Source organism: Pseudomonas sp. Q2-TVG4-2 (assembly GCF_013620795.1).
In the GTDB taxonomy this organism is placed as follows: Bacteria; Pseudomonadota; Gammaproteobacteria; order Pseudomonadales; family Pseudomonadaceae; genus Stutzerimonas.
The window spans coordinates 409,487-429,557 of the sequence record NZ_LGLW01000006.1 but is presented as its reverse complement, the minus strand read 5'-3'; the positions used below and the strand labels follow the sequence as shown (position 1 = coordinate 429,557).

At 62.7% G+C, this 20,071-nt stretch carries 20 protein-coding genes; 16 read left to right on the top strand and 4 right to left on the bottom strand.

Annotated features, from left to right (window positions below; genetic code table 11):
• The first annotated feature begins 223 nt into the window (after nt 1–223).
• The 10 genes from H3028_RS15270 (at nt 224) to lnt (ending at nt 9,878) form a co-directional block, all read left to right on the top strand.
• Nucleotides 224–1,018, top strand: a complete 795-nt coding sequence (locus tag H3028_RS15270; protein ID WP_181298056.1) for a hydroxymethylpyrimidine/phosphomethylpyrimidine kinase — start codon at nt 224–226, stop codon at nt 1,016–1,018.
• A gap of 13 nt (nt 1,019–1,031) precedes the next feature.
• Nucleotides 1,032–1,670, top strand: a complete 639-nt coding sequence (thiE, locus tag H3028_RS15265; protein ID WP_181298054.1) for a thiamine phosphate synthase — start codon at nt 1,032–1,034, stop codon at nt 1,668–1,670.
• 65 nt (nt 1,671–1,735) lie between these two features.
• The gene (gene hemL / locus H3028_RS15260; protein ID WP_181298052.1) at nt 1,736–3,025 is read left to right on the top strand and encodes a glutamate-1-semialdehyde 2,1-aminomutase; all 1,290 of its coding nucleotides are present in this window, start codon (nt 1,736–1,738) and stop codon (nt 3,023–3,025) included.
• Nucleotides 3,025–3,654 (top strand): hypothetical protein, encoded by a 630-nt coding sequence (locus tag H3028_RS15255; protein ID WP_181298050.1) that lies wholly within the window; start codon nt 3,025–3,027, stop codon nt 3,652–3,654. The genes hemL and H3028_RS15255 overlap by 1 nt, the downstream gene beginning before the upstream one ends.
• Nucleotides 3,655–3,774: 120 nt before the next feature.
• Nucleotides 3,775–4,299 (top strand): tetratricopeptide repeat protein, encoded by a 525-nt coding sequence (locus H3028_RS15250; protein ID WP_181298049.1) that lies wholly within the window; start codon nt 3,775–3,777, stop codon nt 4,297–4,299.
• A 156-nt stretch (nt 4,300–4,455) separates the two neighbouring features.
• Nucleotides 4,456–5,796, top strand: coding sequence for a tRNA (N6-isopentenyl adenosine(37)-C2)-methylthiotransferase MiaB (gene miaB, locus H3028_RS15245; protein ID WP_181298047.1), 1,341 nt, complete (start codon nt 4,456–4,458; stop codon nt 5,794–5,796).
• Nucleotides 5,797–5,931: 135 nt separating this feature from the next.
• A complete protein-coding gene (locus H3028_RS15240; protein WP_181298045.1) occupies nt 5,932–6,939 on the top strand; it encodes a PhoH family protein in 1,008 nt (335 codons plus the stop codon).
• Nucleotides 6,932–7,384, top strand: coding sequence for an rRNA maturation RNase YbeY (ybeY, locus tag H3028_RS15235; RefSeq protein WP_309109550.1), 453 nt, complete (start codon nt 6,932–6,934; stop codon nt 7,382–7,384). The genes H3028_RS15240 and ybeY overlap by 8 nt, the downstream gene beginning before the upstream one ends.
• Before the next feature lie 37 nt (nt 7,385–7,421).
• Complete coding sequence (locus tag H3028_RS15230; RefSeq protein ID WP_181298041.1) at nt 7,422–8,270, top strand: HlyC/CorC family transporter; 849 nt, start codon at nt 7,422–7,424, stop codon at nt 8,268–8,270.
• Between the two features lie 96 nt (nt 8,271–8,366).
• Complete coding sequence (gene lnt, locus H3028_RS15225; RefSeq protein ID WP_181298039.1) at nt 8,367–9,878, top strand: apolipoprotein N-acyltransferase; 1,512 nt, start codon at nt 8,367–8,369, stop codon at nt 9,876–9,878.
• 35 nt (nt 9,879–9,913) lie between these two features.
• On the opposite strand, the gene H3028_RS15220 is transcribed toward lnt, so the two are convergent.
• Nucleotides 9,914–10,687, bottom strand: coding sequence for a YdcF family protein (locus H3028_RS15220; RefSeq protein ID WP_181298037.1), 774 nt, complete (start codon nt 10,685–10,687; stop codon nt 9,914–9,916).
• 71 nt (nt 10,688–10,758) lie between these two features.
• Nucleotides 10,759–11,211, bottom strand: coding sequence for a hypothetical protein (locus H3028_RS15215; protein ID WP_181298035.1), 453 nt, complete (start codon nt 11,209–11,211; stop codon nt 10,759–10,761).
• A 255-nt stretch (nt 11,212–11,466) separates the two neighbouring features.
• Between H3028_RS15215 and leuS the strand changes: the two genes are divergently transcribed.
• The 6 genes from leuS to lipA all read left to right on the top strand — a co-directional run bounded on the left by leuS (nt 11,467) and on the right by lipA (nt 18,955).
• Nucleotides 11,467–14,073, top strand: a complete 2,607-nt coding sequence (gene leuS / locus H3028_RS15210) for a leucine--tRNA ligase (protein WP_181298033.1) — start codon at nt 11,467–11,469, stop codon at nt 14,071–14,073.
• 44 nt (nt 14,074–14,117) lie between these two features.
• Nucleotides 14,118–14,723: an LPS assembly lipoprotein LptE gene (lptE, locus tag H3028_RS15205; RefSeq protein ID WP_181298031.1), complete on the top strand. Its 606-nt coding sequence runs from the start codon at nt 14,118–14,120 to the stop codon at nt 14,721–14,723.
• A 42-nt stretch (nt 14,724–14,765) separates the two neighbouring features.
• Nucleotides 14,766–15,794 (top strand): DNA polymerase III subunit delta, encoded by a 1,029-nt coding sequence (gene holA / locus H3028_RS15200; protein ID WP_181298029.1) that lies wholly within the window; start codon nt 14,766–14,768, stop codon nt 15,792–15,794.
• A 180-nt stretch (nt 15,795–15,974) separates the two neighbouring features.
• Nucleotides 15,975–16,133, top strand: coding sequence for an alternative ribosome rescue factor ArfA (gene arfA, locus H3028_RS15195; RefSeq protein WP_181298028.1), 159 nt, complete (start codon nt 15,975–15,977; stop codon nt 16,131–16,133).
• Between the two features lie 60 nt (nt 16,134–16,193).
• Entirely contained in the window at nt 16,194–17,492 is a 1,299-nt protein-coding gene (locus H3028_RS15190) for a lytic murein transglycosylase (RefSeq protein ID WP_181298026.1), read from the top strand.
• A 410-nt stretch (nt 17,493–17,902) separates the two neighbouring features.
• Nucleotides 17,903–18,955: a lipoyl synthase gene (gene lipA, locus H3028_RS15185; RefSeq protein WP_181298024.1), complete on the top strand. Its 1,053-nt coding sequence runs from the start codon at nt 17,903–17,905 to the stop codon at nt 18,953–18,955.
• 95 nt (nt 18,956–19,050) lie between these two features.
• Here the strand turns inward: lipA and lipB are convergent, their stop codons facing one another.
• Both lipB and H3028_RS15175 read right to left on the bottom strand, forming a co-directional pair.
• Nucleotides 19,051–19,707 (bottom strand): lipoyl(octanoyl) transferase LipB, encoded by a 657-nt coding sequence (gene lipB / locus H3028_RS15180; protein ID WP_181298022.1) that lies wholly within the window; start codon nt 19,705–19,707, stop codon nt 19,051–19,053.
• Between the two features lie 61 nt (nt 19,708–19,768).
• Nucleotides 19,769–20,053 (bottom strand): DUF493 domain-containing protein, encoded by a 285-nt coding sequence (locus H3028_RS15175; RefSeq protein WP_181298020.1) that lies wholly within the window; start codon nt 20,051–20,053, stop codon nt 19,769–19,771.
• Nucleotides 20,054–20,071 lie beyond the last annotated feature (18 nt).

Below are 20,071 nucleotides of genomic sequence, written 5' to 3'. Positions count from 1 at the left end.
CCGGGCCGCGTCAGAAGAATCCGGCTCCCTGAACGCTCGCGGCCCGCAAATAGATGGCACTTTAGCATGCCAGGATGAACCCACGAGGCCGTTCTGCAATCAACGCGCTCGCCACTCGTCCGTGCAAGCCGCCCAAGTCGATTGGTGATAAGCTCGCACGCCTTAAAATTGGCTGCGCCTAGCCCTGGCCAACCATTACGCCACGCATACGGGGAACCCATCGATGACCGGCCCTTGCTCTCGCCCTGTCGTTCTCTGCCTTTCCGGCCACGACCCGAGTGGCGGCGCCGGATTGCAGGCGGACATAGAAGCGCTGATCGCTCAGGGTTGTCACGCCGCCCCGGCCGTCACCGCACTGACCGTGCAGGACACCGTTGATGTTAGCGATTTCCGCGTGCTCGATCGCGACTGGGTGCTGGCCCAGGCCAATGCGGTCATCGCCGATCTGCCGATCGCTGCAGTCAAGCTGGGCATGCTCGGCTCGGTGGAAATGGTCGAGACAGTGCTGGAAATCATGCAGAAACTGCCCGGCGTACCCCTGATTTGCGACCCGGTGCTACGCGCTGGCGGCGGCGGCGCACTGGGCAAGGACGAAGTCGGCTACGCCATGCGCGAGAGCCTGTTTCCGGTGGCGACTATCGCTACGCCGAACCTGCCCGAAGCGCGAATTCTTGCCGAATTGCCCGAGGGCAGCGCCGACGAGTGCGCGCAGAAGCTATTGCCTTACATTCGTCATCTGTTGATCACCGGCGGACACGGCGACGAGACCGAGGTCCACAACCGTCTCTACTCGCGCGACGGTAGCCGACACGATTTCAGCTGCCAGCGTCTGCCGGGTAGCTATCATGGTTCCGGCTGTACCCTGGCCAGTGCTCTCGCCGGCCGTCTGGCCCTTGGCGAAGGGCTCGCCAGCGCCGTCAAATCCGCCCTCGACTACACCTGGCGCACCCTTCGTGATGCTGAATCCCCCGGCCGCGGACAGTACATCCCCCGTAGGCTGCCGCTGGATCTGCCCTGACTGGAGCCTGCAGATGAAAGACACCAAGCTGCGCGGTCTCTACGCCATCACTGACAGCAAGCTGCTGGCCGACGGGCGTCTGCTGCCGTACGCCGAGGCGGCGCTGAAGGGCGGCGCTCGGCTGCTGCAGTACCGCGACAAGTCCGACGATGACAAGCGTCGGATACGTGAAGCCGAGGCACTGCGGGAGCTCTGTGAACGCCACGGCGCTCAGCTGATCATCAATGACGACGCCGAACTGGCTGCACGCCTGGGCGTCGGCCTGCATCTGGGTCAGGAGGACGGTTCGCTTTCGGTGGCGCGGGCCCTGCTGGGCCGCACAGCCGTCATCGGGGCGACCTGTCATGCTCGCCTGGACCTGGCTGAGCAGGCCGCTCATGAGGGCGCCAGCTATGTCGCCTTCGGCAGATTTTTCGATTCCAACACCAAGCCCGGCGCCCCGGCCGCCACCCTGGAATTGCTCGAGCAGGCACGGCAGCGCATCACCCTGCCGATTACCGTGATCGGCGGCGTCACGCTGGAAAACGCGCCGGATCTGATCGCGCGTGGGGCCAGCCTGGTCGCCGTGGTGCATGCGCTGTTCGCGGCCGAGTCGGCCAGCGAGGTCGAACGTCGCGCGCATGCCTTCAGCGAACTGTTCGCCGGTAGCTGACCGGCGTCATGGCAGGACGCCCGCGTCCAACCTGTATTCCCGTATTCCTTGATCGAGAGGCCCGCATGTCCCGTTCCGAAACCCTCTTCGCCAATGCGCAGAATCACATTCCCGGCGGCGTAAACTCCCCAGTTCGCGCGTTCCGGAGCGTTGGCGGCACGCCGCTGTTTCTCAAGCACGCCGAAGGTGCCTACGTCATCGACGAGGATGACAAGCGCTATGTCGATTATGTCGGCTCCTGGGGCCCGATGATTCTCGGCCACAGCCATCCCGAGGTCCTCGACGCAGTGCGGCGCCAGTTGGAACATGGTCTGTCCTACGGCGCGCCGACCGCCATGGAAACCGAAATGGCCGAATTGGTCTGCAGCCTGGTGCCGTCCATGGAGATGGTGCGCATGGTCAGCTCCGGCACCGAAGCGACCATGAGTGCCATTCGCCTGGCTCGTGGCTATACCGGACGCGACAGCATCATAAAGTTCGAAGGCTGCTACCACGGGCACTCCGACAGCCTGCTGGTAAAGGCCGGCTCCGGCGCCCTGACCCAGGGCGTACCCAGCTCTGCGGGCGTGCCGGCGGCGTTCGCCAAACACACCCTGACCCTGCCGTTCAACGACCTGGCCGCCGTCGAGAAAATGCTCGCCGAGGTCGGCGCCGAGGTCGCCTGCATCATCGTCGAGCCTGTCGCCGGCAATATGAACTGCGTACCACCGGCACCCGGTTATCTGCAGGGGCTACGCGAGCAATGCGATAAACATGGCGTGGTGTTGATCTTCGATGAAGTCATGACCGGCTTTCGCGTCGCCCTCGGCGGTGCCCAGGCCCACTATGGCGTCGCCCCGGACCTGACCACCTTCGGCAAGATCATCGGCGGGGGCATGCCGGTCGGCTGCTTCGGCGGCAAGCGCGCCATCATGGAGCGCATCGCCCCGCTGGGTCCGGTCTACCAGGCGGGCACCCTGTCCGGCAATCCATTGGCGATGGCTGCCGGCCTGACCACCCTGAGGCTCATCAGCCGTCCCGGCTTCCATGAGGAACTCACCGCCTACACCACCCGCATGCTGCAGGGTTTGAAGGCGCGCGCAGCGGCCGCCGGCATTCCCTTCGTCACCACCCAGGTCGGCGGCATGTTTGGTCTCTATTTCAGCGAAGCGGACGACATCGTCACCTTCGACGACGTCATGGGCAGCGACGCCGAGCGCTTCAAGCGGTTCTTCCACCTGATGCTCGAGGGCGGCGTATATCTTGCGCCCAGCGCATTCGAAGCCGGCTTCACTTCCATTGCCCATGGCGACAAGGAGCTGCAGCTGACCCTCGATGCCGCCGAGCGCGCCTTTTCCCGGTTGAAATCAGCCTGATGTCCGACTTGCTACAAGCTGCACTGCTAGTGGTCACCGCGCTGGCCAGCGCGATCTGGATCGGGACGGCGCGCCGCGGTTATGGCGAGCCGGACCAGCCAGCCCTGTTCTGTGCCTTGCTCGCCTTTAGCCTGGCGGCCGGCACCGGGGCCTGCGCTCTGGCAAGACAGGCATTCGGCCTCGACACTCTAGAAGCAGAGCGCTGGTTATTGCAGGCGACCCTGCTGCTCGGACTACCATTGGTCGGCGTGGTGGCGCTGACGCTGAGCCGCCAGTGGGTCTGGAGCCGCCCTACCTGGGGCCGAGTCGTAATAGGACTGTGCGCCTTCTTCGAACTCGCTCGGCAACTCGGCTGGAGTGCACCTTACGCGCTCGCATTGGGCCTGCTCAGTGCACTGCTGGTGGCTTACGCCGGCCTGCTGCAATGGCCCGCGCGGCGGCAGGCCGCTGCAGGCGTGGCCTGCGGCGCGCTGATGCTGGCATTGTTGTCCTGGACCGGGCTGTCGATCGGACCCAACCCGTTCGGTGCTTATCAGCAGCTTTGGCTCGCACTGGTCTGCCCCTTAACTGCCTGGCTGTTGCTGAATTTGCCAGGGAATCTTCGCGAGGAGCGCAGCGCGCCTGCATAAAAGCCGAACACGCGCCATCAAAGCCTTTGTAAGCAGGCATCGGCTTATCCATAATGTGAACGTCGGCTCGTTTCTGCCGGACATTCAGTCACCGCCCTGCTCTTCGAGGCGCCTTGATCCATGACTCGCACCGGCCGCAGCCTCGCCCTTGGCTGCCTGCTGCTTCTCACGCCCCTGCTGGCCACCGCAGGCGGCAATTCGCTGCTGATTCCGGCAACTTCCCGCTGTGCGCTCAATACTGCCCCGGAAGCGATGCGTGAATCCCTGCGCGCGTGCGAGCAGGCCGCCAATGAAGGTGATCTGCAGGCCGCCTATGAGCTTGGTGAATACCATTACGATGGTCGTCGCACGCCTCGCGACTTGGCCAAGGCCCTGCACTGGTTCGAACAGGCATCCCTTCAGGGCCACGCTCTGGCGCAGCACCGACTCGGCGTGATGTTCTTTCGCGGCGAAGGCGTGCCGGCAAACAACATCCAGGCCTATGTGGTGCTGAAGATGTCGGCGGTCAATGGTGAGGAAGACGCACTGGACACGGCCGATCGCGTTTCAGCACAGATGCGCCGCGACGAGCTGGAAATCGCCACTCAGGTGCTGGGACAGATCTTTCGCGATTATCTGATGGACCTGCAGACGGCGGGTGAGTAACAAGCTGCAAGCGAGCTGGCACCAAAATGGGTGTAAAACGGTTCGGCTTTTTACTTGAAACTTGGTTTGAAGCTTACCGCTGCTCTTCCGCTTTTATCGCCCACGTCCTGGCCGTATAATCGCCGGTCATTTTTTGCACAACGCCGGCCCCGTAACATGACCCGCAAGCTCTATATCGAAACCCATGGTTGCCAGATGAACGAGTACGACAGCTCGCGCATGGTCGACTTGCTGGGCGAGCAGCAGCCTCTCGAGATCACCACCAACCCGGCTGAGGCCGACGTGATCCTGCTCAATACCTGCTCGATTCGTGAAAAGGCCCAGGAGAAGGTGTTCTCGCAACTGGGTCGCTGGCGTGAGTTGAAGCTGGACAACCCGCAGCTGGTGATCGGTGTCGGCGGCTGTGTGGCGAGCCAGGAAGGCGCGGCGATCCGCGACCGTGCGCCCTACGTCGACGTGGTGTTCGGCCCGCAGACCCTGCACCGTCTGCCGGAAATGATTGACGCGGCACGTACTACGAAAAAGCCGCAAGTGGACATTTCCTTCCCTGAAATCGAGAAATTCGACCGCCTTCCCGAGCCGCGCGTCGATGGCCCGACGGCTTTCGTCTCGGTCATGGAAGGCTGCAGCAAATACTGCACCTTCTGCGTCGTGCCCTACACGCGCGGCGAGGAAGTCAGCCGACCGTTCGACGATGTGCTCGCCGAAGTGGTCCATCTCGCCGAAAACGGCGTTCGTGAAGTCACGCTGCTGGGCCAGAACGTCAACGGCTACCGTGGCGCCACCCATGACGGACGCACCGCCGATCTGGCCGAACTGATCCGCGTGGTGGCCGCGGTCGATGGCATCGACCGCATTCGCTACACCACGAGCCATCCGCTGGAATTCTCCGACGCGCTGATCCAGGCCCACGCTGAAGTGCCGGAGTTGGTGAAGTACCTGCACCTGCCAGTACAGTCGGGCTCCGACCGCGTGCTGGCGGCCATGAAGCGCAACCATACGGCACTGGAATATAAATCCCGGATTCGCAAGCTAAAGGCAGCGGTACCGGACATTCTGATCAGCTCGGACTTTATCGTCGGTTTCCCCGGCGAAACCGAGAAGGAATTCGAGCAGACCATGAAGCTGATCGCAGACGTCGGCTTCGACTTCTCCTATTCCTTCGTCTACAGCTCGCGGCCCGGCACGCCGGCGGCGGATCTGGTCGACGAGACGCCGGACGAGGTGAAAAAGCAGCGGCTGGCGGTCCTGCAACAACGCATCAGTCAGCAGGGCTTCGAGAACAGCCGACGGATGGTGGGTACGCAGCAGCGCATTCTGGTCACCGATTACTCCAAGAAAGACCCGGGCATGCTTCAGGGCCGCACCGAGCACAACCGCATCGTCAATTTCCGTTGCGGCAATCCGCGCCTGATCGGCCAATTCGTCGACGTATATATCGACGATGCCTTGCCGCACTCGTTGCGTGGCACGCTGCTGGAGCAAACAGCGAGCTGAGCAGGCCCGCGCTGCGGCTGGCATTCGAACGAGCGTCAGTCGCATGTTCGCCAGGGCCGTCACGCCGCTGTATTTTTCGTCGCGCGGCGCTATTCTCATCAAACCTTATATGCAGAGCAGGTCAATCAAAAGCCCTTGAACGCCCCCATAGAACCTCATCGTTTCACCCTGGATCCCTTTGAAGCCAACCGCTTCGCCAATCTGTGCGGTCAGTTCGACGAGCATCTGCGCTTGATCGAACAGCGCCTGGAACTGGAAATTCGTAATCGTGGCAACCAGTTCGAGTTGGTCGGCCCAGCCGACGTGACCGCAGCCGCGGAACATCTCCTGCGACGCCTGTACCGCGAGACCAAGAGCACAGAGCTTTCGCCGGACATGGTCCACCTGTTCTTGCAGGAATCCGCGATGGAAGAGCTGAACAACTCTTCCACCACGCCAAACATTTCGCTGCGCACGCGCAAGGGCAATATCCGTCCACGCGGAGCCAACCAGCAGCGTTACGTGCAGTCGATCCTCGACAACGACATCAACTTCGGCATCGGCCCAGCCGGTACCGGCAAGACTTATCTGGCGGTCGCCTGCGCCGTCGATGCGCTGGAGCGCGAGCAGGTCCGTCGCATCCTGCTAGTACGTCCGGCAGTCGAGGCCGGGGAGAAGCTTGGCTTCCTGCCGGGCGATCTGGCGCAGAAGATCGACCCCTACTTGCGCCCGCTCTATGACGCGCTCTACGAGATGCTCGGCTTCGAACACGTGGCACGCCTGATCGAGAAGCAGGTGATCGAGATCGCACCGCTGGCCTATATGCGCGGGCGCACGCTGAACAACAGCTTCATCATCCTCGACGAGAGCCAGAACACCACGCTGGAACAGATGAAGATGTTCCTTACCCGCATCGGCTTCGGCTCCACTGCGGTAATAACGGGTGACATTACCCAGGTCGATTTGCCACGCGGCACCAAAAGTGGCCTGTCGCACGTGATTGAAGTGCTCAAGGACGTCAACGGCATCAGTTTCACCCACTTCAAGCCCAAGGATGTGGTGCGCCACCCTCTGGTGCAGCGCATCGTCGAAGCCTACGAGGCCTTCGAGGACAACCAGCCCCAAGCCGGGAAACGGGGTGCTCGGGACAGCCACGGTGATTGAACTCGATGTGCAATGCGCCAGCAACGACGCGGTGCCTGACGAAACAGACCTGCGCCGCTGGTGCGAACTGGCGCTGCGCCAGCGCAGTGCCGATTCCGAGCTGACCATCCGCCTGGTGGACGAAGCCGAGGGCCGCGAGCTGAACCGCACCTGGCGGCAGAAGGACTACGCCACCAATGTGCTGTCCTTTCCCGCCGACGTACCGGACGAATTGCTGGATATCCCGCTGCTCGGGGATCTGGTGATCTGCGTACCGGTGGTCGAGCGCGAGGCGGCCGAACAAGGCAAGGCGCCGCAGGCGCACTGGGCACATCTGGTCATCCATGGCTGCCTGCACCTGCTCGGCTACGACCATATCGACGACGACGAAGCCGAAGAAATGGAGAGTCTCGAGCGCCAACTGCTGGCAGAGCTGGGTCACGCCGACCCCTACGCCACCGAATAGCCCAAACGGGCACCGCAAGGACCATTGAGTCAAAAACATGAGCGAAGACCGATCGAGCAACGGGCAGAAGTCCTGGTTTGGGAAAATCACCCAGGCTTTTGCCCACGAGCCGAAAAACCGTGAGGAGCTGCTGGAAGTACTGCGCGGCGCCCACCAGAACAAACTGCTGGACAACGAAGCCTTGGCAATCGTCGAGGGCGCCATTCAGGTGGCCGACCTGCAGGTACGCGACATCATGGTGCCACGCTCACAAGTGATGAGCATCCGCGCCGACCAGTCGCCGAAGGAGTTCCTGCCGGCGATCATTTCCGCCGCCCACTCGCGCTACCCGGTGGTCGGCGACAGCCTCGACGAGGTGATCGGGGTACTGCTGGCCAAGGACCTGTTGCCGCTGATTCTGCAGGACGAACAGCAGCCTTTCGATATCAAGGATCTGTTGCGACCGGCCACCTTCGTACCCGAATCCAAGCGCCTCAACGTCCTGCTGCGCGAGTTCCGCGCGAACCACAGCCACATGGCGATCGTCATTGATGAATACGGCGGCGTCGCTGGTCTGGTTACCATCGAAGACGTGCTGGAGCAGATCGTCGGCGATATCGAAGACGAGCACGACATTGAGGAAGACAGCTACATCCGCCCGCTGCCCAGCGGCGACTTCCTGGTCAAGGCGCTGACCCCGATCGACAGTTTCAACGAATTTTTCCAAAGCGAGTTCCCGGACGAAGAGTTCGACACAGTGGCCGGCCTGGTCATGAGCACCTTCGGTCATCTGCCCAAGCGCAACGAGGTGACCGAAATCGACGGTTTCCGCTTCCGAGTGTTGAATGCCGACAGCCGCCGCGTGCACATGCTGCGCCTGACCCGCACGGAAACAGAAAGCCGCTAGGCTTCCTGCCCGCGCACCGAAACCTTCGGTAGACTCGTCCGCTCCGTACTCCCACCGCCGGCCGCCGTGTCGGCGATGGTCTTTCAAGGAACTCCCATGCGCTGGATCACCCGCCCCGGCTGGCCGGGCAACCTGCTGGCGCTTGCCGCTGGTGCCCTGACTACGCTGTCGCTCGCGCCGTTCGATATCTGGCCGTTGGCTTTGCTGTCGATCGGATTGATTTACCTCGGCCTGCGTGAACTGGCGCCAAAGCAGGCCGCCAGTCGCGGCTGGTGCTACGGGTTCGGCCTGTTCGCCTCGGGCGTCAGCTGGGTTTACGTCAGCATTCATGACTTCGGCTCGGCGCCGCCCATTCTGGCGGGCACGCTTACGCTCGGTTTCGTTGCCGGCCTGGCATTGTTCTTCGCGCTGCTCGGCTGGCTCTGGTCGCGCTGGCTGAGGCCGGCACATGCCCCGCTGCTCGCTCCATTGGTGTTCGCCGCGCTGTGGCTCGCACTGGATGCATTGCGCGGCTGGGTGTTGACCGGATTCCCCTGGCTCTACGCCGGCTACAGTCAGCTCGAAGGCCCATTGGCCGGGCTTGCGCCCCTTGGCGGTGTCTGGTTGCTCAGTTTCGCGATCGTACTGACCGCAACCCTGCTGACCGAGCTGCCTCGTCTGTTCGCACGCAAGCGCGCGCTGGCTGGCTCGCTGGCAATCCTGGCGGCGGTCTGGGGCGGCGCGCTGGGCGTCGGCCAACACCCGTGGACGACGGCCAAGGCCGAGCCGATCACGGTCGCGGCAATGCAGGGCAACGTCGCGCAAAGCATCAAGTGGGACCCGCAGAAGCTCGAGATGCAGCTGCTGCTCTACCGCGACATGACCTTCCGCAGCCGCCCCGTCGACCTCATCGTCTGGCCGGAAACCGCCGTGCCGATCCTCAAGGAGCACGCCGAAGGCTACCTGACGATGATGAACCGCTTCGCCAAAGAACGTCAGTCGGCGCTGATCACCGGCGTGCCGATACGCCAGCCCAACATCGAAGGTGAGCTGCGTTACTACAATGGCTTGACGACCGTCGGCGAGGCACACGGCACCTACCTGAAGCAAAAACTGGTGCCTTTCGGCGAGTACGTACCCTTGCAGGACCTGTTACGCGGCCTGATCACCTTCTTCGATCTACCGATGTCCGACTTTGCCCGGGGCACGCCGGAGCAAGCGCTATTGCAGGCGAAGGGTCACCAGATCGCGCCATTCATCTGCTACGAAGTCGTCTATCCGGAATTTGCCGCCAGCCTCGCCGCCCAGAGCGATATTCTGCTCACCGTCAGCAACGACGCCTGGTTCGGCCACTCCATTGGACCGCTGCAACATCTGCAGATGGCGCAGATGCGCGCGCTGGAAGCCGGACGCTGGATGATTCGTGCCACCAACAACGGCGTCACCGTACTGATCGATCCACAGGGACGCATCACCGAGCAGGTTCCTGCCTTCGAGGAAGCGGTCCTGTACGGCGAAGTCACGCCGATGCAGGGACTGACACCGTACCTGCACTGGCGCTCATGGCCATTGATTCTGGTATGCGTGCTCCTGCTTGGCTGGGGCTTGATCCGCCCCCGGCCGGCCTGACCGACACGATCGTGCGCCAATGACGGCTCATCCCTTCATTTGGCGTTGCCGTCATAGAGCAGCGGATAGACCAGCAGTCCCACCGCCTCGTTGAGCAGCAGTCCGTTTTGCCAGACCGCTTTCGACTCGGGCAGCCAGCCGCCGAAAGGCCGCCCGTTGGGCACGCCGAGAAAGCCCATGGGCGCGGCGATCACCTCTAGGCCGTTCTGCTCGAAGCACCAACGCGACCTTGGCATGTGCGACGCCGAAGTCACCAGTACGACCCGTTCGATTCCGGCAGCCTTGAGCATCTCGGCACTGTACAGCGCATTTTCCCAGGTGGTGCGGCTGCGCTCTTCAAGCCAGCGAGTCTGCGTGGAGAAATCGCGCTGCAGCGCCTCGGCGGCCAGCAAGGCTTCACTCGGTGGCTCGCCATAATGTAATCCGCCGCTGGCCAGAATCGGCAGCCCCGATGCCTTGGCCAGCCGTGAGGCGTAACGCAGCCGCTCGAGCGCAATATGGCTGGGCTGATCCGCCCCCCAACCTGGATCGGCCTGCTCACGACCGGCGCCGAGTACCACGATCGCCTGCGCCTGCTGCGCGAGATCCGGCCATTCCGCTTGATCCAGCGCCGTCTCGCGCTCCAGTGCCCGCGCCGCCCATTCCACGGTAACTGGCAGACTCATCAGCCACAGCCCGCCGAATCCCAGCACGAAACAGAGCGCGGCGAGCCGCGGCGCACGGCGACGGAGCCACCAGGCGGCGAGCAATAGCAGTAGCAGGCCGCCCGGGGGCAGCAGCAGTTGTTTGAAAAAATAGCGAATCGGCATATGCAGCTCCGGCAAATGATCGCTGCAACTTTACCCGCCGAAGCGGCCGCTTGTCGGCAGCCGGGACGTCGTCAATGCTTTGGGTAGGTATGCAACCGCTGCCTTGCACGGAGCAGCTGAGAGCCGCAGGCCGAACAGGCGACGGGACCTGCGCCTTCGGGCCAAGTCACGCTGGCACCACAGAGCGCACAGTTCATCGCCTGTTGGAGTGACAGGGGTGCCTGTTTGCTGCGCCTGCCCGGATGGTGGCGCAGTACGTTGCGCAGCGCTGGACGCGTCGCCTGACGCACCAGCTGCGCCTGCTCCTCGGCGGCCGCGTGCCATCCGGACAGCCACTGCGAATCCTGTTGAAGATACGCACGGATTAGGTCGAACTCAGCAGGGGTCAAGCCGCCAACCTCAAGCTCGCCCATAGCCGCGGCATTGCCATCTGCGGTTCGTTCCGCCTCTTCCAGGGCCACCGTCAGCCGCTGCAGCACGCGTCCGTACAGGTTGCCCTCATCTGCCTGGCGTTCTCTAGCCATGATTCACCTCTTCGTTCGTCCCGCCCCCTCTACAAGCGTAGCTCAGCCTCGAACGACGACGCCGCCCGCGACCAACGGAGCCGCGCCGCGCCGGTAAATCGGGTTTCCCTCGGTCGCTGGGGGTCATGTATGCTACGGCGCTTCCATGCGTTCGCATTCGCCCGTAGCGCCGCCGTCTTCGCCAGGCCTCAGCCCGGCATTTCCGCAGCCTTCGCCGCTTCGCGAACAGCCAGCCTCTATTCAACGCCAGTAGCCATGTACGAACAGTATCAGCCCCGCGAAATCGAAGCCGCCGCGCAGTCCCACTGGGACACGCAGAAATCCTTTGAAGTGAGTGAACAGCCAGGCAAGGACACCTTCTATTGCCTGTCGATGTTCCCTTACCCCAGCGGCAAGCTGCACATGGGCCACGTGCGCAACTACACCATCGGCGACGTGATTGCCCGCTATCAGCGTATGCAAGGCAAGAATGTCCTGCAGCCCATGGGTTGGGACGCGTTCGGCATGCCGGCCGAGAACGCCGCGATGAAGAACAAGGTTGCGCCGGCCAAATGGACCTACGAAAACATCGACTACATGCGCACTCAGCTGAAAAGCCTGGGCCTGGCGGTCGACTGGACGCGTGAAGTCACCACCTGCAAACCCGACTACTATCGTTGGGAGCAGTGGCTGTTTACTCGCCTGTATGAAAAAGGCGTGATCTACCGCAAGAACGGCACCGTCAACTGGGACCCTGTCGACCAGACCGTACTGGCCAACGAGCAGGTCATTGATGGCCGCGGCTGGCGTTCCGGCGCGCTGATCGAGAAGCGCGAAATCCCCATGTACTACTTCAAGATCACCGCTTACGCGGATGAGCTGCTGGAGAGCCTGGACGAACTGGATGGCTGGCCCGAGCAGGTCAAGACCATGCAGCGCAACTGGATCGGCAAGTCACGCGGCATGGAGATCAGCTTCCCCTACGATGTCGCGAGCATCGGCAGCGAAGGCGTGATGAAGGTGTTCACCACCCGTCCCGATACGCTCATGGGCGCCACCTATGTTGCGGTGGCGGCCGAGCATCCACTGGCCACCCTGGCGGCCCAGAACGATCCCGACCTACAGGCCTTCATCGACGAGTGCAAACGTGGCGGCGTGGCCGAAGCCGACATCGCCACCCAGGAGAAGAAAGGCCTGCCCACATCCCTGCGCGTCCAGCACCCACTGACCGGCGAGTTGCTGCCGGTATGGGTCGCCAACTACGTGCTGATGAATTACGGCGAAGGCGCTGTGATGGCAGTGCCTGCCCATGATGAACGGGATTTCGCTTTCGCCACCAAGTACGACCTGCCGATCAAGCCGGTGGTGCGCACCAGCGCCGGCGACGGGACACCTGCGCCATGGAACGATGCCTATGGCGAGCACGGCGAACTGATCAACTCCGCTGAATTTGACGGCCTGGATTTCGACGGCGCATTCGACGCCATGGAAGTTGCCTTGCAAAACAAGGGGCTCGGCCAGGCGCGTACCCAGTTCCGCCTGCGCGACTGGGGCATCAGCCGTCAGCGCTACTGGGGTTGCCCGATCCCGATCATTCACTGCGATGCCTGTGGCGACGTGCCGGTGCCGGAAGATCAGCTGCCGGTGGTGCTGCCCGAAGATGTGGTCCCGGACGGCGCCGGCTCACCGCTGGCACGCATGCCTGAATTCTACGATTGCAGCTGCCCCAAGTGCGGCGCCGCCGCTCGGCGCGAAACCGACACCATGGATACCTTCGTCGAGTCGTCCTGGTACTTCGCCCGGTACGCCTCGCCGCATTACGACCAGGGCATGGTCGACCCAGCGGCTGCCAATCACTGGCTACCGGTGGACCAGTACATTGGTGGCATCGAGCACGCCATCTTGCACCTGCTCTACGCCCGCTTCTTTCACAAGCTGATGCGTGACGAAGGGCTGGTCAGCTCCAACGAACCATTCAAGAACCTGCTGACCCAGGGCATGGTCATCGCCGACACCTACTACCGCACCCTGGAAAACGGTGGCAAAGACTGGTTCAACCCAGCGGACGTCATCGTCGAGCGTGATGCCAAGGCCAAGGTGATTGGCGCCAAGCTCGCCAGCGATGGCCTGCCGGTGGAAATCGGCGGCACCGAGAAGATGTCCAAGTCGAAGAATAACGGCGTCGACCCGCAAGCGATGATCGATGCATACGGTGCTGACACCTGCCGCCTGTTCATGATGTTCGCCTCACCGCCGGACATGAGCCTGGAATGGTCCGATTCCGGCGTCGAGGGTGCGAGCCGCTTCCTGAGACGCGTCTGGCGCCTGGCTCATGCCCATGTCAGCGCTGGCGCGGCCGGCAAGCTGGATCTTGCCAGCCTCGATGATCAGCAGAAAGCCGTACGCCGCGCGATACACCTCGCCATCAAGCAGGCCAGCCAGGACGTCGGGCAGCACCACAAATTCAACACCGCCATCGCCCAGGTCATGACGCTGATGAACGTACTGGAGAAGGCCGCAACGATCAGCGAACAAGACCGCGCCCTGCTCCAAGAGGGCCTGGAAACCGTAGCCCTGCTGCTGGCACCGATCACTCCGCATATCTGTCACGAAGTCTGGACCAACCTGGGCCACGACGGCGCGATCATTGATGCTCGTTGGCCCACCGTGGATGAGACGGCACTGGTTCAGGACAACCTGACCCTGGTAATACAGGTCAACGGCAAGCTGCGAGGGCAGATTGAAGTATCGGCCAGCGCCTCGCGCGAAGAAGTCGAAGCCAGTGCACGCGCCAACGAGAATGTGGTGCGCTTCACCGAAGGACTGACGATTCGCAAGGTCATCGTGGTGCCCGGCAAACTGGTCAATATCGTCGCTAACTGATTCGCCTCGGCGCCGCGCGCCAAGGCTGGCAAGGGGATAACAAGATGATCAAACGCAATCTCGTGGTGGCCGGCCTGGCCCTGCTGCTGAGCGCCTGTGGTTTTCAGCTACGCGGCACTGGCGAAACCAGCTTCGCCCTCGAGGAAATCAACCTGCAGGCGCGCAACAGCTATGGCGAGACCGCCAAGCAGCTCGAGGAATTGCTCAAGGACAACGGCGTCCGTGTCTTCCCGGGGGCGCGCTACGCCCTTGATCTGGTCCGCGAACAGACCCGCCAGCGCACCGCCAGCTATACAACCTCGGCGCGCAGTGCCGAATACGAACTGACCAGTGTGCTCGATTATGAATTCCGGGGCCCGCAAAACACCGTGCTATTGGAAGACAGCGTCGAGGTGCAGAAAGTCTACGTACATGACAGCAGCAACCTCATCGGGTCCGACCAGGAAGCCGATCAGCTGCGTCAGGAAATGCGCCGCGAGCTTCTGCAGCAGCTGAGCATGCGCATCCGCGGCATCACCCCGGCACAGCTCGACCAACTGCAGCAGACCGCCGAGGCCAGGCGGCGCGCTGAAGCCGAAGCCATCGAGGCGCAGATGCGTGAGCAGAGCCAACGTCCGCTGCAATCCCCCATCGAACTACCCATTCAGTGATGAAGGCGCAGCCACCACAGTGGCTGCCGTTCTCTGGACCTCATGAAACTTTCCCCTGCCCAACTCGACAAGCATCTGCAAGGCCCGCTCGCGCCGGTTTATGTCGTCAGCGGCGACGAGCACCTGCTCTGTCAGGAAGCCTGTGATGCTATCCGCGACGCCTGCCGTCAGCAGGACTTCAGCGAGCGCCAGGTGCTCAACGTCGAGACCGGTTTCGACTGGGGGCAACTCATCCAAGCCGGGGCCAGCCTCTCGCTATTCGCCGAAAAGCGCCTGCTGGAGCTGCGCATGCCCAACGGCAAGCCCGGCGACAAGGGGGCCACGGCGCTGATCGATTACCTGGCGCGTCCGGCCGAGGACACCGTCCTGCTGGTCAGCCTGCCCAAGCTCGACGGCAATACGCAAAAGACCAAATGGGCCAAGGCACTCATCGATGGCAAGCAGGTGCAATTCCTGCAAATTTGGCCGGTGGATGCTCAGCAGCTGCCGCAATGGATCCGTCAACGCCTGTCCCAGGCCGGACTGGCGGCTGACCAGGACGCCGTGGAGCTGATCGCGGCACGTGTCGAGGGCAACCTGCTCGCCGCCGCTCAGGAAATCGAAAAGCTCAAACTCCTTGCCGAAGGTGGCCAGGTGACTGCCGAAACCGTGCAGGCCGCCGTCGCCGACAGCGCCCGCTATGATGTCTTCGGCCTGATCGACGCTGCGCTGCTGGGTCAGCCGGAGCACATCCTGCAGATGCTGACCGGCCTGCGCGGCGAAGGCGTCGAAGCGCCCGTCATCCTCTGGGCCGTGGCTCGCGAGGTTCGCCAACTGGCCAATATTGCTCAGCAATACAGTCAGGGCGTGCCGCTCGACCGCGCCTTCAGCCAGGCGCGCCCGCCAGTCTGGGACAAACGCAAACCGCTGGTCAGCAGGGCGCTGCAGCGCCACGATGCCGCAGGCTGGCAGCGCCTGTTGATGGATGCGCAGCGCATCGATGAACAGATCAAAGGGCAGGCCGAGGGTGATCCTTGGGTCGGGCTGACGGATGTCTGCCTTCAGTTGAGTGGGCGTAGAGTCCGGCTGTAGCGGGAAGCGAGAAACGGGAAACGGGAAACGGGAAGCGAATCGATGCCGTAGGTGCCGCGTCGATACCGCCCAGCTTTTACTCGCTTACTTGAAGCTCACTGTCGAACTATCGCTCTGGACATTTTTTGTACAGTCTCTATGATGCCCTCGCCTTGTTAGAGGCAACCAAGAGGGTACGTAATGAGCAAGCAACGAAAGCGGCCGAACAAGGCCAAGACCCTGGTGGCGCAACCCCTGTTTCGCAGCCGCCAGGAACAGCCGAAAAAAGGCAAAGGCAGCTACCGCCGTGAAGCCTCCCAGTCCACCAGCTGGGAGGCTTCGGTCCTTCTGGCGGCTTGAAAAGCCAAGCTATCCAAAGCGTGATAATGTCACCTGCCGATGACTTGCCGAGAGTGGTGCATGCTTTACACCTTCGTTCCCGTACTGCTGCTGCGTACCCTGATTGCCGGGTCAGCCCTGAGCATCGTGGTCGCCTGCGCCGCCGAGCCCATCACACCAATTACACAGGCCACACCCAGTCAGCCGACGACAACCATTACCGAGGTCAAACCGGACAAGCCGGCCGAAGCCGAGCCGGAGCAGCAAAGCTTCGCCGAGTGGCGCGCGGCGTTCCGCAACGAAGCCCTTCAAGCTGGAATCTCGGCGCTGGTGTTCGACCGTGCCTTCGCAGGGATCACCCCTGATCCAAGCATCATCACTGCCGATCGCAGCCAGCCGGAGTTCACACGCCCGGTCTGGCAGTACCTGGACGGTGCCCTTTCGCAACAGCGGGTCGATGGCGGCAAGCGTTTGCTGAGTCAACACCGCGCGACGCTGGATGGCATCGAAGCGCGTTATGGTGTCGACCGCAATACCTTGGTAGCGATCTGGGGCCTCGAAAGCAGCTTCGGGCAGATCATGGGTGACAAGGACGTGATTCGCTCGCTCGCCACATTGGCACATGAAGGCCGGCGTCCGGGCTTCGCCAAGAGTCAGTTGCTGGCAGCGCTGGAAATTCTCGAGCACGGCGACGTCGCCGCCGGCCAGCTGCGTGGCTCCTGGGCTGGCGCCATGGGTCAGACCCAATTCATTCCGACCACCTATAACACTCATGCGGTGGATTTCGACGGCGACGGCCGCCGGGATATTTGGAGCAGTTCGGCCGATGCCCTGGCTTCCGCTGCCCATTACCTGCAGGCCTCTGGCTGGAAAGCCGGGCAGCCATGGGGCTTCGAAGTCAGCCTGCCGGAAGGGTTCGACTACGCAATGGCCGATAGCAGCATCCGCAAGCCATTGGCTGAGTGGCGCCAGCTCAGCCTGAACGGGCTGCCGGCGGGCATGGATGAAGCATCGGCGAGCCTGCTGCTTCCTGCCGGTTATCGCGGTCCCGCGTTTTTGGTCCTGGATAACTTCCGAGCGATTTTGCGCTACAACAATTCATCTTCCTACGCGCTGGCGATCGGTCTGTTATCCGAACGCTTCGACGGCGCCGGCAAGGTTCGGGCAAGCTGGCCACAGGGCGAGCAGCCGCTGAGCCGCTCCGAGCGCCTCGAGCTGCAGGAGCGCCTGTCGAACCAGGGCTTCGACCCAGGTGCTGCAGACGGCATCATCGGCGCCAATACCCGCAACGCCATCCGCAGCTTCCAGCAACAGCTCGGTTGGCCGGCCGACGGCCATCCGACGCAGGAACTGCTGGGACGCCTGCGGGCAGAGCCTTAGCGAGCATGGCCGAACTATTCCGGCCATGCTCTGGCCCCGAGCCGCCCATATCCGCAGACAGGTCGCGCAGCCTCGGTAGCCAATCCCTGATTGGCCGTACCGCCTCCTGATAATGCACGTGAAGCAGCCGGCTGGTAGGCCAGCTGCACAATGCACGGCATACACATCGACCAAGCCCCGTTGGCGCAGCATGTTCACGACAACACCTCGTAGGGTGCGCCGCGCTCAGTGTAGCGCTGGCCCTGGAGCAGTTCGCCAGCCAATTGGAAGATTGAACCCGCGCTCGGCGGCTGGCCGCCGGCCTGGACCGCACGGTACTAGACGGACTGAACGGTCAGTGCCTGTGATAAACTTCACGGCGGCCACAAGCCGCCTCGTCCACGGAGCCTCTAGCGGAGCCCAGATTGCCGATGTCCGATATCTCCCAGCCCAAAACTGTTGCCAGCGGCGATAAATTCCGCACTACTCAGGGCATCACCGCGATCAAGGACGGGCAGAAGCGCCGCGCCTCAAGCGAACCCCAGGTGTTCGAACCCAAGCCCAAGTGGCTGCGGGTCAAGGCACCCAGCGGCAGCCGCTTCGAAGCGGTCAAGCGCAATGTCGGCGAGCACCGTCTGAGCACCGTATGCCAGGAATCCCACTGCCCGAACATGGGCGAATGCTGGTCCAACGGTACTGCCACCATCATGCTGATGGGCTCGGTATGCACCCGCGCGTGCCGCTTCTGCGCGGTGGATACCGGCAATCCCAACGGCTGGCTGGATCAGGAGGAGCCACAGAACACCGCCAAGTCGGTGGAGCTGATGGCGCTGCGCTATATCGTGCTGACCTCGGTGGACCGCGACGATCTGGACGATGGCGGTGCCGCACACTACGCCGCCTGTGTGCGCGCCATCAAGGAGCGCACCCCGCAGGTGGTAGTGGAGGCCCTGACCCCGGACTTCGACGGCGACCTGCAAGCCATCGAACGCGTAGCGGACTCTGGCCTGGAAGTCTTCGCGCAGAACGTCGAGACGGTCAAGCGCCTGACCCGTGAAGTGCGTGACCCCCGCGCCGGCTACGAGAAAACCCTACGCGTGCTGGAGCACGCCAAGCGCCATCGTCCGGAGATGCTGACCAAGACCAGCCTGATGCTGGGGTTGGGCGAAAGCGACGAGGAAGTGCTGCAGACCATGGATGACCTGCGCGCCATCGGCGTGGACATCCTCACCCTCGGCCAGTACCTGCAGCCGACCCGCAACCACCTACCGGTCAAGCGCTGGGTCAGCCCGGAAGAATTCAACCGTTTCCGCGATATCGGTCTAGAAAAGGGCTTTATGGAAGTCGCCGCTGGCCCGCTGGTGCGCTCCAGCTACCGAGCCGACCGGGTGTTCGAGAAGAACAACCTGGGCCTGGCCGCCCCGGTGCCGGTGCCGGGCCAGCCCTTCGACAGCAGCCTGATTCCGACCCTCAATCTGAACTGATCGGGTTGAACAACGCCTGACCCTAGACTCCTGCTGGGGGCAGGCGTCTTTATAGCCGCCATGCCCCGCTCACACTGGATAAGCAAGCACCCGGCTTAGCCGTCTATTGCGCCCGTCAGCGCCTGCTGCTGCGCGTAGCCGAGGTGCTTGACCAGCTGTTCACACAGGCGGGCACTGACCTCGGAAAACGCTATCGGCCCAGCGATCAGATCAGCCAACTGAGTCATGGCCATACCGGCGTAGCCGCAGGGGTTGATCCGCCCGAAGGGTTCCAGGTCCATGTCCACGTTGAGCGCCAGGCCATGGAACGAGCGCCCGTTGCGGATACGCAGCCCGAGTGAAGCAATCTTTGCGCCATCGACATAGACGCCTGGCGCGTCGGGCTTGGCCAAGGCCTGCACATCGTAGCTGGCCAGCATATCGACCAGGCTTTGCTCGATTCGACTGACCAATTCGCGTACGCCGATGCCCAGCCGCCTGACGTCCAGCATCAGATAACACACCAGCTGCCCAGGGCCATGGTAGGTCACCTGCCCTCCCCGATCGGCCTGGACCACCGGAATATCGCCGGGCAACAACAAATGCTCGGCCTTGCCTGCCTGCCCCTGGGTGAATACCGGAGGATGCTGCAGCAACCAAATCTCATCATCGGTTTCAGGCGTGCGCTCGTTGGTAAAGCGCTGCATGGCCTGCCAAACCGTCTGATATTCGACCAGTCCGAGCTCTCGAATGCCGAGGATAGCGGCACTCATTGTTGAATACCCGAAGCAGGGAAATTGGATGCAAAAACCGCGGCCGCTGACCGATGACTCATCAGAGCACCATGTGCACGCGCCCGGTAGCGCGCAGATCGACATGGATCGCCTGCAGCTGCTCGACACTCGTAGCAGTAATTAGCACCTGCACGGAGAGGAAGCGCCCGTTGCGACTGTCCCGAGTCACCAGTGTGGTTTCGTCAAAATTCGGCGCATGTCGCCGGATCACCTCTACCACCGCCTCGCTGAAGCCCTCGCCAGCATCACCGATCACCTTGATCGGATAGCGTTCGCAAGGGAATTCGATTTTTGGTGGCTGTGTTTCGCTTTTGCTTTCAGTCATGGCGACGGACTCGTGATC

Coding starts and splice junctions, on each gene's coding strand:
- H3028_RS15215 (WP_181298035.1), bottom strand. CDS start 11,211: ATGGCTAGAGAACGCCAGGCAGATGAGGGCAACCTGTACGGACGCGTG.
- hemL (WP_181298052.1), top strand. CDS start 1,736: ATGTCCCGTTCCGAAACCCTCTTCGCCAATGCGCAGAATCACATTCCC.
- H3028_RS15255 (WP_181298050.1), top strand. CDS start 3,025: ATGTCCGACTTGCTACAAGCTGCACTGCTAGTGGTCACCGCGCTGGCC.
- H3028_RS15220 (WP_181298037.1), bottom strand. CDS start 10,687: ATGCCGATTCGCTATTTTTTCAAACAACTGCTGCTGCCCCCGGGCGGC.
- holA (WP_181298029.1), top strand. CDS start 14,766: ATGAAACTTTCCCCTGCCCAACTCGACAAGCATCTGCAAGGCCCGCTC.
- leuS (WP_181298033.1), top strand. CDS start 11,467: ATGTACGAACAGTATCAGCCCCGCGAAATCGAAGCCGCCGCGCAGTCC.
- lnt (WP_181298039.1), top strand. CDS start 8,367: ATGCGCTGGATCACCCGCCCCGGCTGGCCGGGCAACCTGCTGGCGCTT.
- H3028_RS15270 (WP_181298056.1), top strand. CDS start 224: ATGACCGGCCCTTGCTCTCGCCCTGTCGTTCTCTGCCTTTCCGGCCAC.
- miaB (WP_181298047.1), top strand. CDS start 4,456: ATGACCCGCAAGCTCTATATCGAAACCCATGGTTGCCAGATGAACGAG.
- lipA (WP_181298024.1), top strand. CDS start 17,903: ATGTCCGATATCTCCCAGCCCAAAACTGTTGCCAGCGGCGATAAATTC.
- lptE (WP_181298031.1), top strand. CDS start 14,118: ATGATCAAACGCAATCTCGTGGTGGCCGGCCTGGCCCTGCTGCTGAGC.
- lipB (WP_181298022.1), bottom strand. CDS start 19,707: ATGAGTGCCGCTATCCTCGGCATTCGAGAGCTCGGACTGGTCGAATAT.
- H3028_RS15250 (WP_181298049.1), top strand. CDS start 3,775: ATGACTCGCACCGGCCGCAGCCTCGCCCTTGGCTGCCTGCTGCTTCTC.
- thiE (WP_181298054.1), top strand. CDS start 1,032: ATGAAAGACACCAAGCTGCGCGGTCTCTACGCCATCACTGACAGCAAG.
- H3028_RS15190 (WP_181298026.1), top strand. CDS start 16,194: ATGCTTTACACCTTCGTTCCCGTACTGCTGCTGCGTACCCTGATTGCC.
- arfA (WP_181298028.1), top strand. CDS start 15,975: ATGAGCAAGCAACGAAAGCGGCCGAACAAGGCCAAGACCCTGGTGGCG.
- H3028_RS15230 (WP_181298041.1), top strand. CDS start 7,422: ATGAGCGAAGACCGATCGAGCAACGGGCAGAAGTCCTGGTTTGGGAAA.
- H3028_RS15175 (WP_181298020.1), bottom strand. CDS start 20,053: ATGACTGAAAGCAAAAGCGAAACACAGCCACCAAAAATCGAATTCCCT.